At 51.0% G+C, this 13668-nt stretch carries 7 protein-coding genes; 5 read left to right on the top strand and 2 right to left on the bottom strand.

The window, feature by feature from the left end; genetic code table 11:
* Positions 1–172: 172 nt before the first annotated feature.
* Positions 173–4708, top strand: a complete 4536-nt coding sequence (locus EYC98_RS20600; RefSeq protein WP_279247295.1) for a hybrid sensor histidine kinase/response regulator — start codon at positions 173–175, stop codon at positions 4706–4708.
* Between the two features lies 1 nt (position 4709).
* Here EYC98_RS20600 and EYC98_RS20595 read toward each other — a convergent pair whose 3' ends face one another.
* Complete coding sequence (locus EYC98_RS20595) at positions 4710–6524, bottom strand: two-component system response regulator (protein ID WP_279247294.1); 1815 nt, start codon at positions 6522–6524, stop codon at positions 4710–4712.
* Between the two features lie 103 nt (positions 6525–6627).
* Here EYC98_RS20595 and EYC98_RS20590 point away from each other — a divergent pair, with 103 nt between their 5' ends.
* The gene (locus EYC98_RS20590) at positions 6628–7872 is read left to right on the top strand and encodes a GGDEF domain-containing protein (protein WP_279247293.1); all 1245 of its coding nucleotides are present in this window, start codon (positions 6628–6630) and stop codon (positions 7870–7872) included.
* Here EYC98_RS20590 and EYC98_RS20585 read toward each other — a convergent pair.
* The gene (locus tag EYC98_RS20585; RefSeq protein WP_279247292.1) at positions 7869–9581 is read right to left on the bottom strand and encodes a putative bifunctional diguanylate cyclase/phosphodiesterase; all 1713 of its coding nucleotides are present in this window, start codon (positions 9579–9581) and stop codon (positions 7869–7871) included. The two genes, EYC98_RS20590 and EYC98_RS20585, sit on opposite strands and share 4 nt — an antisense overlap.
* A gap of 265 nt (positions 9582–9846) precedes the next feature.
* On the opposite strand from EYC98_RS20585, the gene EYC98_RS20580 reads away from it, so the two are divergent.
* Genes EYC98_RS20580 through EYC98_RS20570 form a run of 3 tightly spaced genes read left to right on the top strand, consistent with a single transcriptional unit; the run spans position 9847 to position 13655 of the window.
* Positions 9847–10659, top strand: a complete 813-nt coding sequence (locus tag EYC98_RS20580; protein ID WP_279247291.1) for an enoyl-CoA hydratase/isomerase family protein — start codon at positions 9847–9849, stop codon at positions 10657–10659.
* Between the two features lie 3 nt (positions 10660–10662).
* Complete coding sequence (locus EYC98_RS20575; RefSeq protein WP_279247290.1) at positions 10663–11679, top strand: TIGR03617 family F420-dependent LLM class oxidoreductase; 1017 nt, start codon at positions 10663–10665, stop codon at positions 11677–11679.
* Positions 11676–13655, top strand: coding sequence for a DUF3604 domain-containing protein (locus tag EYC98_RS20570; protein ID WP_279247289.1), 1980 nt, complete (start codon positions 11676–11678; stop codon positions 13653–13655). Before EYC98_RS20575 ends, EYC98_RS20570 begins: the two co-directional genes overlap by 4 nt.
* The last annotated feature ends 13 nt before the right edge of the window (positions 13656–13668 follow it).

The following is a 13668-nucleotide window of genomic DNA, read 5'->3' as shown; positions in this document are numbered from 1 at the left end:
GTTTCGAACTTTGTTTTCTCGGCATTTATGTAGTCAAGCGCAGTCTCCTCTTAAGAATTCACTATAACCGCTAGTGTCCACCTGTTGATTACGCTACTTCAGGTGGATGTTAGAGCCGTTTTCTGTGTACTAATAATCTTTTCTCATTCATGCCTGCGTATATAATGCAGGTATGAAATCGAAATTAGCCGTTCTGGCTCTAATTATTTTGCACCTGGGTGTCGCGGAATTTGTAGTCGCAAATGATATCCCCTACGTCTTCTCGCCGTCTGGTTTGACCAACGACCTCAGTCAACAGACAGTCCGACAGATTCATCAAGACAATAGAGGATATCTATGGATTCTTACTCAGGAAGGACTTAATCGTTACGATGGTCGCGCGATAAAAATTTATCGATCTGAGGCCAATAACCCAAATACCTTAAGCGAAAACTATACCAGGGGAATGCTCGAAGGTAGTAATGGCGATCTTTGGATCGCGACCTATGGAGGTGGGTTGAATCGGTATATTGCTGAGACAGATACCTTTGAGAGTATCCAAAAAAGCCGTCAAATAGCTCGATCTCCTTTGTCTGATCGTATTTGGACAATCAATAAGGGGCTAAATGACAAAATTTGGATAGGCTATAGAGATGGCGGGTTTAGTGCCTTCGATCCAGCAACTAGGTTGTTTCGGCATTATACCTCTGAGAAATGGCCGATCCTTGGCGATGCGCCAATTATCGACATTGAGCAGGACAAGGACGGAATCGTGTGGATAGCCACGCGGGGTAATGGCCTCCTAAAGCTTGATACTGATAGAGATTCTATAGAATTAGTGGCAGCTAAGTCTGGCGCAAAATACACGCTTTCATCAAATATGATCTCCGATGTTCATCGTGACAGAAGCGACTATCTCTGGATATCTACATTTGATGGAGGTTTGTACCGGATTTTCAGAGATGACGAGGTATTGCGACCAGTTCGGAATGTGCTGAACCCCTCCGCTATTGAGTTAGATCCGGATAAGGAAAAAGAGTCTCTCAAGGTGCACAGGATTTACGAAGATGCCCAGGACAGAATATTTTTGGCAACAAATAATGGCGTCGGCATATTCCATCCTGATATTCAAAGCATTGAAATGTTTACCCCTAAAAACTCGGAGCTCAGTCAGAACCGTGTTCTATCGATATACCAAGATCGCACCGGTAGATACTGGATTGGAACATTCTCTGGGCTTGATACTGGTTTTGAGTCAAACTTTTTTCTGGTTAACTCCGAACTTGGTCTAATAGAGGACACGGTCTTAAGTATTACCCAATCGGATGATGGGGCTACTTGGGTGGGTACTGCTGGGGGTCTGCATCGATTTGCTCCGAATGCTCGTTTCTCGACGAGAAATTTTGGGGAACTACAGTACTTTGAAGGTAGTAATCCACCGATTACTAGCCTTCTAGCAACAGACGGTTTCATTTGGGTCGGCACCTATGCAGACGGCTTGGATAAACTTGACCCTCGTACAGGAAAAATCGAAAGATATCGCTTCGATCCAAACGATAAAGACAGCATAAGTTCTAATGCAATTACGTCCTTACTAAAAGATAAGTACGGTAATCTCTGGGTGGGCACTTTTGGTGGTGGGATTAATGTGCTCGCTCCAGGCGCGGAGCACTTTAGGAGGTTGCGTCACGATTCAGATGATCCTTCCAGTTTAAGCAATGATACAGTTTATACGCTCTATCAAGAGCGAAGCGGGGATGTCTGGATTGGTACTGACAGAGGGCTTAACCGATACGACTACGATGTGGGTTCTTTCGACAGTTTCGGCCACAATAAGGCAGACTATAAATCCCTATCGAATGACATAGTATATTCGGTCTATGAGGATGACGATTCTAGGTTATGGGTTGGCACCGCAGGTGGCGGTCTGAATATGTGGGAGCCGTTTGATCGAAAACGCTCGATAAGTAACTTCCACCATTTCCAGCAAAACATTGAGCTGCCCAGCGGCACCGTATATGCGATTCAGGGGGACGATCAGGGGAATATTTGGTTGTCGACCACGGGCGGGATCACGCGGCTAGATTTTTTGACCAATGACGTAAAGCACTACACAGTAAGAGACGGTCTGCAAAGCAATGATTTTAATCTAGGTGCTTCATTCAAAGATGCAAACGGTCGCATGTACTTTGGTGGTTCCAAGGGCTTTAACGCTTTTCTGCCAGAGGATGTCAAAGATAATCGTGTGAGCCCTCCAGTGGCGCTTACTCGAGTCGCACTAGGCAACGAACAAGAATGGTTTGATGTGCCCTATGATGAGCTTGAAGAGCTGATGCTGGAGCACACCGACTACATGGTGAGCTTTGAGTTTGCTTCTTTAGATTTTAACGAACCCAGCAAGAATCGATATCGCTATCAGATGGTCGGGTTGAATAAGTCTTGGGTGGATCTGGGGAACAAGAATACAGTGGATTTCACCAACCTGCCGACAGGAGAATATGTTTTCCGCGTGGCTGGTAGCAATGCCGACGGTATGTGGAATGAAGATGGGGTGTCTTTGCGCATTGTAGTGAAGCCACCTTGGTATACGTCTATCTGGGCATTCATTTTCTACTTCTCGGTCCTGTTGCTATTAGTGCTTAACTGGTTCCGACGTGCCAAGGAAAGGGAAGCCGATCAACTCCAGTATCAGGCTAAGCTGGAATCCGACGTTCTCTCACGTACACAGGATCTAAAGCGTGCGAATGAGCAGTTGCAGGGCGCGGTTAATCAGATCGGTATGGCGCGGCAAGACGCGGTAGAGGCAAATCAGGCGAAGAGTGAATTTTTAGCTGCTTTGAGCCACGAGATCAGAACACCTATGCACGGTGTTCTGGGTATGACGGATTTGCTTTTGCATTCGGGTATGTCGGAGCGACAGACAGAGTTTGCTAAATCGGCACACGGGTCCGCTACAGAGCTGCTAGGTTTAATCGACAATATTTTAGATTTCTCGAAGATCGAAGCGGGTAAATTGGAGCTTGAAGAGACGACCTTTAACTTGCGTCAGGTTTCTGAGGATCTTTGCTACCTCTATGGTGAGATGGCGCAGGTAAAAAATGTTGAGCTCAATCTAATTTTCAACGCCAAATTGGATCGTCAGATGTACGGCGATCCGGTGCGGCTGCGTCAGGTAATGCAGAACTTACTAAGTAATGCGATCAAGTTTACCAGTCAAGGGTCGGTCACGGTTGTGGTTGATGAGTTGCAGCGTAATGATAAGAATTTGTTGCTACGGTTTTCTGTGGAGGATACCGGTATTGGAATGGATGCTGCCACTATTGAAAGAATATTTGACGCCTTTGCTCAGGCAGACTCATCTACGACACGCCAGTATGGCGGTACCGGGTTGGGTCTAAGTATTGCGCGTCAGTTGATCGGTTTGATGGGCGGTGAATTGAAGGTGGATTCTAAAGTCGGCATAGGGACAAGAATGTCGGTAGAGCTATCTATGAATGAATCGCCGATTTATACAGACAAAATTTCCACAGATACGTTTGAAGGGTATTTCGCAGAGGTGGTAGCTGAGAGTGCTGAAACTAGGGCGATGTTTAGCAGTCAGTTGCATGTTTTGCCCATGCGCGTGCGTCAATGCAAAGTGGTTGATGAACTTTCGATACACGCCAGTGATAAACGCTTGGTGCTGGTTGATGTTGGGGCGTTGCGTGCACCGGCTGCAGTCGCCAGGGTGCAGAGTCTTGCCGATGATGCCATGACGACTCTACTGCTAGTTGTGCCGCTGGACATGAGCGGAATACCAGAGGAGCTAGTGGCGATGCCACATACTACCAAGCCGCTTCGTTCGGTCTCGCTGGTAAATGACATTCTGGCTGCGTTATCACCTGGTAAGACAGCAACTACAATAGCTATGGAAGCGCCGGTCATGCGGTTCACCCAGCGCGTGCTTTTGGTAGAGGATATGGTCGCCAATCAGGAGATCGCTCGCGCCATGCTGGAGTCGTTTGGTTGTCAGGTTGATATCGCGAACAACGGCGATGTGGCATTGGAGATGTATCAGCACACCGCATACGACATCATCTTAATGGATTGCCAGATGCCGGTGATGGATGGCTTTGAAGCAACCCGCCATATCCGTCGTTCTGAGGCACAAAAGGAGAGCAACGAGCGCATTCCTGTGGTGGCGGTTACTGCGGGGAAAACAGAGGTCGAGAAGGACCGCTGTTATGGAGCCGGTATGGATCGGATCTTATTCAAGCCTTACTCAACGGCAGAATTGAACGGTGTGTTTGCACATTACTTCGAGACGGACGGCGAGGTTGAAGCCGAGGCTGTAGTCACAGCGGTTCCTGTACCTGAAGCCGTTACCGATATTCTGGATATAAAGGCAATTGACAATATTCGCAGTGTAGAGGTACGTAGCGGTAATAGTCTGTTGGCAGCGGTATTTGAGAACTTCAGGAAAGACACGTTGCTTAAAATTGACGAATTGCGTGGCAGTGTGGGTGACGCGACCGCACTGGCCTCGGCAGCGCATGCCATTGCCTCAATGAGTCTTAATTTGGGTGCTAAATCGTTGGCGGTTTATGGCCGCAAACTAGAGGCGGAGTGGAAGCAGGGTGACATCGATGATGCGGCGCGAGAAATTGAGGTGCTGCATGGGCACTATCTTGACGCTATCAAAGCGCTTGAGCCCTTGGTGCAGGAAAACATCGAGCAGTTTGAAGAGTGAGTTAGCCGGAGTTTTCGGCGCTTCTAAAGTAGTCCAGATAGTTCTGGTCTAGCATGGTCGGTACGTCATCCGGGTAGACCGGGCGGCTAAAGTAGTAGCCCTGTAGCAGGTGGCAGTTACGCGTCAGCAGAAACTTAAGCTGCTCCTGCGTTTCCACACCCTCGGCAATAACCTGCAGATTAAGGGTCTTTGAAAGCGCCATAATAGCGTCGACAATGGCTTCGCCGTCAGGGCTTGCCAGATCGGCGACAAAGCTTTGGTCAATCTTCAAGGTATCAATCGGAAATCGCTTCAGATAATTAAGCGATGAATAGCCGGTGCCAAAGTCGTCCACAGCTAGAGCCAATCCAAGTGCTTTAAGCTCGCGCAATTTCGCTATATTGGTTTCTGCATCGGTCATAATGGCCGATTCGGTGAGCTCCAGTTCCAGGCGTCCTGGGTGGATGCCGGATTGCTCGAGAAAGTCTGCTACTTTTTGAGTGAGGTTAGGCTCATTAAATTGCAGAGGTGAAAGGTTCAAACAGATTCGAAACTGTGGCAGACCCCTTTCATCCCAGAAATGGCAATGTCTGGCAGCTTCGTTAAGAATCCACTCACCCAGCTCCACAATCAAGCCCGTGCGTTCCGCCACAGGGATAAATTCACTCGGCGGTATCATGCCGCGCACCGGGTGCTTCCAGCGCACCAGTGCCTCCATGCTAACCACAGCGCCTGTTTTTGCATCTACCTGTGGCTGGTAACGCAGTTCCAGTTGATTGTCGGCAATAGCTTCACGTAATTCCTCTTCCAACTTAAGGTGCTCAACCGCCTTGGCATTCATTTCTTCGTTATAGAAACGATAACAGGCTCGGCCCTCAGCTTTAGCTGCGTACATGGCGGTGTCGGCATTACGAATAAGGGTGTCCGGGTCTTCTCCATCATTGGGGTAAAGCGCAATGCCGATACTCGGTGTTACTACCGGGTTGTGCGACTGCAGTGCAATCGGCTGTGATAGCTTTACCAGTAGGCGCTTGGCTACGCGCTCTACGTCGCTAAGATCGTTGATGTCAGAAAGGACTACGGTGAACTCATCGCCGCCCAGACGTGCGATTTCCGTTGAGCCGTCATGCTCTTCTTCATCTTGCATGTCGTCATGGGTGATATAACTAATGGCGTCGTCTTCGCGCAGTTCCAGCGTGAGGCGACGGGCAATCTCTACCAGCAGCTTGTCGCCCCGGCCATGACCGATGGAGTCATTGATGCGCTTGAAGTTGTCCAAATCGATGAACAGTAAGGCGGCAGATGAATCATGCCGGCGGCTACGCTTGAGAATTCGGGTCAGCTGTTCGTTAAAGCTGCGACGATTAGGCAGGTTCGTCAGAGGGTCAAAATAGGCCAGGTAGCGGAGCCGGTCTTCCTGCCTTTTCAGAGCATTGAAGGCGTTGCTGGCTCGGAGCATGTACTGTACATCGCGCCCCAGCAGTGACCAGTTGACAGGTTTGGTCTTATATTGAGTGGCGCCGGCGCTAAAGCCCTTGTCGATGGACTCGCGATCATCGGACCCGGTCACAATCATAATGGGAGTGGCTTCACCCTGCGGTAGCCCTCTGATGTGCTGGCATACCTCGAGTCCGGACATGCCGGGCATTTCCACATCCAGGAATAACAGGTCTGGCCTTTCCTTGATAAACTGCTCTATAGTTTCAGGGCCAGAGGCGGCTTCTACGACGATCATGTTCTCTGCTTCCAGGCATTGCCGGGTTAGCATTCGAACATTTGCGTCATCGTCGCAAACAAGTATTTTGGGTTGGGATCCGATATCCCCTCTGGATGACATAAGTGTTGATAGCCGATGCTGAAAAAGTGATAACAAGGCTATCATTACTAAGGGGCATACTCCAAAAACGTTTGGCTAATTTGTGGACTGACGCATCATTTTTATGAACTCCTTTATTTCTGCGCTCTACAGGCTGTCGATACCCGTCATATTGCTGACTATTGCGCTGATTTTACGACCCAGGGTTTCACAAATTGGGGCGGAACCTCTCACCTTGTTACAGTACCTGCCCTATGTTCTGGCCGTGATCTCTGGCCTCCTTGCCATGCAGTTCAACCGTAGTCGGTTTTTACTATTGGCCGTCGTTACCGTCGCAGTCTACTGGTTAGTGCAGACGCGACTGCAGGTTTCGCTGGATGATGTGGGTGCGGCGCAGGTTTTCAATACCTTGGCGTTTGGCCTTCCGGCGATCATATTGGCGCTAGTGCTGTTTGATGAGCGCGGCATTTTTAACCCTTACGGGCTTATTTATGGGGTTGTGCTTTGTGTATTGGCTTGGGCCGCTTGGCAATACGCGGAGTTGGTCGCTCAATACGTGCAACAAGGGTCCCCCTGGTTTGTGCTCTGGCCTCGTGACGGTTATGTGTTGTCATGGGCTGCAACGGTATTGAATTTGCTAGTGGCTGCTGTGGCTTTGGTGCTGGTGTTCATTCGCCGCGATCAGTGTGAAGTGGCGCTGCTGGGAACGTTGGTTGCTGTGTGGGCTTTACTGGGCTGGTTTTACCTGCCGCAGGCATCCATAGCATTGTTTGCTGCCACCGGCGTGCTGCAGATTGTTGCCTTACTACGCGCCTCGCACGCCATGGCGTACCAGGATGAGCTGACCGGCCTGTTGGGTCGTCGCGCGCTTAATGAGCGGTTACGCGGTTTGGGCGGTCGTTATGCGCTTGCTATGGTTGATGTAGACCATTTCAAGAAGGTCAACGATACCCACGGTCATGACGTTGGCGACGATGTATTGAAGTTGGTCGCGAGTCAGTTGTCCCGCAGTCGCGGCGGTGGTACTTGCTTTCGTTACGGTGGCGAAGAATTTTGTGTGCTATTTCCGCGTCGCAATATCGAGGAGTGTTTGGACACAGTGGAGCACATGCGTGAGGCAGTGGCGGGGTATGAGATAACGCTGCGCGACAAGTCCCAGCGTCCGCGACGATCGGTTGATGGTGCTAAGCGCAGAAGCAGTAAGCCGCGAGGCGCTGTGAAAGTGTCGCCTAACAACTTGTCGGTAACTGTCAGCATAGGTCTTGCAGAAAAAAGTGAGGAGTTGCGATCGCCCGAGGAGGTGATAGCAGCGGCGGATCAGAAGTTATATAGCGCGAAAAAGAAGGGGCGTAACCGCGTCTGCGCTTAGTCTACAGTGTGGCTAAAAAGAGATTCCTTGAATAATTGCTCTTCGGCGAAGCGGGGTATTTGTGTTAAGGGAATTGCAGGGCTGTAGTAAAAACCTTGCACTTGATGGCAGTTTACACCCTTTAGAAAATCAACCTGTTCCTGCTCCTCAGCACCCTCGGCTATGACCAGCAGGTCGAGGCGCTGCGCCATATCGATAATCATCATGCAAACTGCTTCTTGATGACGGTTGGTCGGAATATCTTTAACAAAACTCTTGTCTATTTTTAGTGCGGAGATCGGCAAATCCGTCATATGCGACAGCTGCGAAAACCCGGTACCAAAATCGTCGAGCGAGAAGGAGTGCCCCATACGCCGTAACTCTTCCATGCGATGAGTGACTTCGTCCGGGCTTTTCAGCACCACACTCTCGGTAAGTTCAAATTCCAGTCGACGGGGATCAATACCTGATTCACCGACAATATCCTTAACAATGTCGGTAAAACGCTCGTCCTGAAACTGAGAAAACGATACGTTAACGGCTACATCGACATCCGCGAGCCCTTGAGTATCGAGCCAGTTGATAGCGGAGCAGGCCTTTTCAATGACCCGGTGCCCAACAGTTTTCATTAGGCCCATGTTTTCACAAAGGGGTAGAAACTCATCCGGGCGAATCATGCCGCGCTCGGGGTGATTCCAGCGCAGCAATGCTTCCAGTCCCACCACTTTCTCAGTTTTAAGATTAATGCGTGGCTGATAGTAAAGTTCAAACTGGTCATTGCGCACGGCCTGCCGTAACTCAGCCGAAAGGCTGGTACTGCCGCCCGAGTTAAAGGTCAGCTGATCATTAAAGCGGAAATATTTGTTACCTGGGACCGCCTTGGCCTGAGTCATGGCGTTGCGGGCCGCCTCAACCAGATCTTCAAAGCGAACACCATTGTCCGGGCAGACTGATGCACCTACTGATACCTCGATGCTGACCTGCTGTTCGTTGAGTCGCATGGGTTCGGTAATCGACATCATCATTTTTTCTGAAACCATGTCCACATTGGTCTCTGCGCTGACATCCTCCAGTACTACTGCAAACTCATCACCACCCAATCGCGCCACGCTGTCAGTATTGCGCTTTTTGTTGGAAAGGCGTCGGGCAATCATCTTAATGGCCTGATCGCCAGCGCCTTCACCATACTGGTCATTAATATTGGTGAACTGGTCTATGTTGATATAAATGAGTGCAGTATTAGTCTGGTAGCGCTCAGAGCGAGCAATAGCACGCTCAACGTGAGCTCTGAAGCCGGTCCGGTTGAGTACGCCGGTGAGCGCATCGCGGTTCGACAAGCTCTGTATCTTTTGTTTGGCATTGCCCAGCTCAATCGAATAATCGAGGATTCGGTGTAGCAGGTCATCCTGAATGTTGCTGCGCAGCAGGAAGTCTCTGGCGCCAAGTCCTTTGACGCGCGACACGGTGGCAGCACTGGCTTCGGCAAGCAGCACAATAATAGGGACGGTAACGTCATTTTTTTGTGCCAGACGCAGTAAATAGTCTGTTTCAGGCGCGTGAGCCAGGATGACCGCATCATTGTTACGGTCCATCAGGGCATCAAGGGGGCGTTCCAGGGAGGTAGCGATAGTGACGTTGAAGCGTGATGGCACCGCACGCTGCAGCGACGAAGACAGGACCAATTGATCGGTCTTATCTTCTGAAATAATCAATATGTTCTTCAGGCCCACAGGGTGCCTCTAATGGTGATAGCCCAGTTTCATACTCGATACATGCTCGCTTTCAACGCGTTTATGTATCGAAATTTCGATTTATTCTTTTAATTACATGCAGTTATACGGGAATACTAAGACTAATTCTAGTGAATGCACGTTTTTTTTCTCAAAGCGGCAATATTACCGGCCCCAAGTGACAGTTCAGGTTGGCCGCAGCTGTTATTGCACCGTAGCGAAGTCAGTCTATGCTTAATATCCGTTAACGAGGAAGCAATAAGTAATGAGTGATGCGATTTTGCTGGATATTCATGATGGGGTCGCCACGATTACCTTCAATCGGCCCGATAGTCTGAATACCTTTACCGCGCCCATGATGGATGGGCTGGGTGATGCTTACCGTGAATGTGATGAAAATGATGCGGTGCGCGCTGTCGTAATCACAGGCGCTGGCAAGGCATTTTGCGCAGGCGCTGATATGAGCGCAGGCGGCAAGACCTTTGCGGCGGAAGACGTTGCTATGGACTTTAGTTCCTGTCCGCTTAGCTTTCAGGCTTGGGACGTTCGTAAACCTGTTATAGCAGCCTGTAACGGACATGCGGTTGGCGTCGGTCTGGGTATTGCATTGCAGGCTGACCTGAGGATTTTTGCGCAAGATGGCAAGTACGGACTGCTACAGAACCGGCGTGGTGTTATAGCTGACTTTGCGGTGGAGCACGTGCTACCGCGGTTGGTTGGCTTTGAGCGCGCCTTTGAGTTAATAGTGCGGGCGGTTCGCCTTGATGGGCGTGAGGCAGCCGATTGGGGCCTGGCAAGCCGGGTACTGCCAGCGGACGAGGTATTGGCTTGCGCACAGGAAATTGCTCTCGACATGGCGCAAAATTGCTCGCCGTTGATTATGGGAATGCATAAACGCATGCTTTGGAAAGCGTTGGATATGAGCCTGCCAGATACTATTGAAATGGAAACCAAGGCTCTGCATTACAGCATGACAGGACCCGACGCCGCCGAGGGTGGTATGGCTTATTTTGAGCGACGTACGCCGCAGTGGAAGAGCAGTGTTAATGCCGATTGGCCGCAGTGGATGGATAAATAGCCTATGTTAAAGATCGATTGCTCGTTGATGTTCGACCCAGTGAAAGTGGGTGAAATGGCCGCGCAGTTGGAACAGGTAGGCTTTGATGGTGCCTATACCTTTGAGGGGCAGAACGACCCTTTCATCGGATTAGCGGCTGCTGCCATGCGCACCCAACGCATGGACCTGATGACGTCGATTGCGGTAGCGTTTGCGCGTAACCCCATGAGTCTTGCCTATCAGGCTAACGATCTGCAGTTGCTCTCCAATGGACGTTTCATTTTGGGGCTTGGCACGCAGGTCAAAGCGCATATAGAGCGACGCTTTAATATGCCCTGGTCAAAGCCGGCGGCGCGGATGCGCGATATGGTGGGTGCAATAAAGGCGATCTGGCACAGTTGGGAGACTGGAGAAAAGCTTTGTTATGACGGTGAGTTTTATCAGCATACTTTGATGTCGCCGACGTTTTCTCCATCGGCTAACCCTCATGGAATACCAAAAATTTATATCGCTGGGGTCGGACCTTTGATGACCCAGGTGGCCGCGGAGGTTAGCGAGGGTTTGTTTGTGCACCCCTTTCACACGCCTCATTCGTTAGCCAGTGTGACAATGCCGGCGGTAGCGGCGGGTCTGGAGGTAGCAGGCAAGCAGCGGGACCAATTCGACATTTCTGCACAGGCGATAACTGCAACAGGGCTTAACGAGGAGCAGTTGCAGGCAGCGACTTTCTCTGCCCGAAGTCAGATCGCCTTTTACGCTTCTACGCCTGCTTATCTGCCGGTATTGCAGGCTCACGGTTGGGAAGCGATGCAGCCTGAGGCTAACAAGTTATCGCGCGAGGGCAAGTGGGCCGAGATGGCTGAGCTGGTCGATGATGATATTTTGCATACGTTTGCCCTAGTGGGTGAGCCGGACAGCGTTGCCGCGCAGCTGCTAGAACGCTTCGAAGGTAAGGTGGAGCGGGTTAGCCCAGTGATCTATGCGCCGGATGGTGCTGTACTCACAAGCTTGCTGGAAGCCATTAGAGGACGGCAGGGATGAAGAATAGAGTTGCTATCATAATCCTTGGTCTAGCCTTGCTGGGAGGTTGCGGTACCGAAGCACCTCCCGAGACTGTGTTTGATGCCGTTGATTTGCGTGCCGACAAGCACAAACAGCCGCGACCGCGTTGCCATCAATACAGCGAGCAGCGCAATGCCTATTTTGGCGATTTGCATGTCCACACATCTGTGTCCAACGACGCATGGTCGTTTGATGTGCGTGTGGATCCGGATGGCGCCTATGGATATGCCTTTGGCGATAGCGTGAAACTGCCACTGGGTGATGACTACGCAGCCCGAGAAGTGCGCATTGATCGACCGCTGGATTTCGCCGGTGTCACTGACCACGCAGAGTTCTTCGGCGAAGCAGAGTTATGCAAGGAGCAGGGTGCTAGCGCACCGGAATTTTGCCAGGTTTTTGGGTCCGGCGCGGGTCGTAATCCAAAGCTGGTTATGCGAATTACCGCGCCTTTTCAGCTGCGCCCCAAGGATCTGTGCGGCGCCGACGGTAAACTCTGTGGTGCTGCTGCAGAGACTGTTTGGCATAGAGCGGTGGCGACGGCTGAGCGCTGGAACGACACTACGGCGGACTGTAAGCGCACCACCTTTGTCGCTTATGAATACAGTTCTTTCCGCATGGGTTCCAATCTGCACCGCAACGTGATCTTCCGTAATGCGGTGGTTCCTAATCGACCGATTTCTTACCTCGATGCGATTCGTGAGTGGGATATGTGGCGGTTGCTGAAAGAAAAATGTATCGACGGCAGTGACCTGTGTGACGTTCTGGCGATTCCTCACAACTCCAATATCAGTAATGGGCGCATGTTTAATGTGACCTACCCCGGCGCCAACAGTGTTGAAGAACAAGTCGCACGCGCCAAGCTGCGCATGGAAATAGAGCCGATTATCGAAATCATGCAGCACAAAGGCGATTCTGAGTGTCGCAATGGTCTCAATGGTGTTTTGGGTGGTGTTGATGAACTTTGTGATTTTGAGAAATTCGAAAATCTGGCTTTCACCTCGATCACCGGCAGTCCTGAGGTCGACGACTGTTACGCAGGACCGTTGTCAGATTGGGTGCCGCATTTGGGTCCCAGTTGTTTGGACCGCAATAGCTACGTGCGGTATGCGCTGACGGAGGGTTTGAAGGAAGAAGCGCGTATTGGGGTTAACCCTTTCAAATTTGGTATCAGTGCCAGCACCGATACTCATAACGGTTTGGCCGGAGGTGTTCAGGAGCGCAATTACCCGGGCCATTTAGGCAATGGTGATGCCACTGAGCGAGATCGTGTGCGCTATACCGGCGAGGTAGCCGGCAATACCAGCAACGGCCCCGGCGGATTGATCGGCATCTGGGCAGAAGAAAATACCCGCGATTCTCTGTTTGACGGGATGCGTCGTAAAGAGGTGTTTGGCACCAGCGGCCCGCGAATTCAGCCGCGCTTCTTTGGCGGCTGGAAACTCCCCAAAGACCTCTGTTCGGATCCGGCTATGGTCAGCAAAGCCTACGCCAGTGGCGTACCCATGGGCGCTGACCTGCCAGGCAAAAGTTCCGCCAGCCCCACCTTTTTGGTTAGCGCTGCAGCCGATGCTGGCAGTGCTGAATTTCCAGGGATGCCTTTGCAGCAGTTGCAGGTGATCAAGGGTTGGTATGACGACAATGGTGATCATCAACAACGAGTGATTACGGTTGCTGGCGACGCCAATAATGGTGCTACCGTAAACTTGGACAGCTGTGCCCCGCAGGGCGAAGGTTTTGCCCAGCTCTGTAGCGTTTGGCAGGACCCTGACTTTGATGCCAAGCAGCGCGCCGTCTACTACCTGCGCGCTGTAGAGAATCCGAGCTGCCGCTATAGCGCTTGGCAGTGTCTGGAGTTACCCGAGAACGAGAGACCTGCCGATTGTGCCAGCGCGCAAGTGCCAAAGCTTATTCAGGAAAGGGCCTGGTCATCGCCTATTTGGTATACGCCAAGCTGATTCAAGGCAGATA

Origin of the sequence: Candidatus Litorirhabdus singularis, from assembly GCF_026262625.1 — a bacterium.
GTDB classification, from domain to species: Bacteria; Pseudomonadota; Gammaproteobacteria; order Pseudomonadales; family Halieaceae; genus Litorirhabdus; species Litorirhabdus singularis.
Note: the sequence above shows the minus strand (reverse complement) of the source record. Positions and strands in the feature narration are given on the sequence as shown.

What these genes read in the sequence shown, in the direction of transcription:
- EYC98_RS20600 (WP_279247295.1), top strand. Translation starts at nt 173, where the DNA reads ATGAAATCGAAATTAGCCGTTCTGGCTCTAATTATTTTGCACCTGGGT.
- EYC98_RS20595 (WP_279247294.1), bottom strand. Translation starts at nt 6,524, where the DNA reads ATGTCATCCAGAGGGGATATCGGATCCCAACCCAAAATACTTGTTTGC.
- EYC98_RS20580 (WP_279247291.1), top strand. Translation starts at nt 9,847, where the DNA reads ATGAGTGATGCGATTTTGCTGGATATTCATGATGGGGTCGCCACGATT.
- EYC98_RS20570 (WP_279247289.1), top strand. Translation starts at nt 11,676, where the DNA reads ATGAAGAATAGAGTTGCTATCATAATCCTTGGTCTAGCCTTGCTGGGA.
- EYC98_RS20575 (WP_279247290.1), top strand. Translation starts at nt 10,663, where the DNA reads ATGTTAAAGATCGATTGCTCGTTGATGTTCGACCCAGTGAAAGTGGGT.
- EYC98_RS20590 (WP_279247293.1), top strand. Translation starts at nt 6,628, where the DNA reads ATGAACTCCTTTATTTCTGCGCTCTACAGGCTGTCGATACCCGTCATA.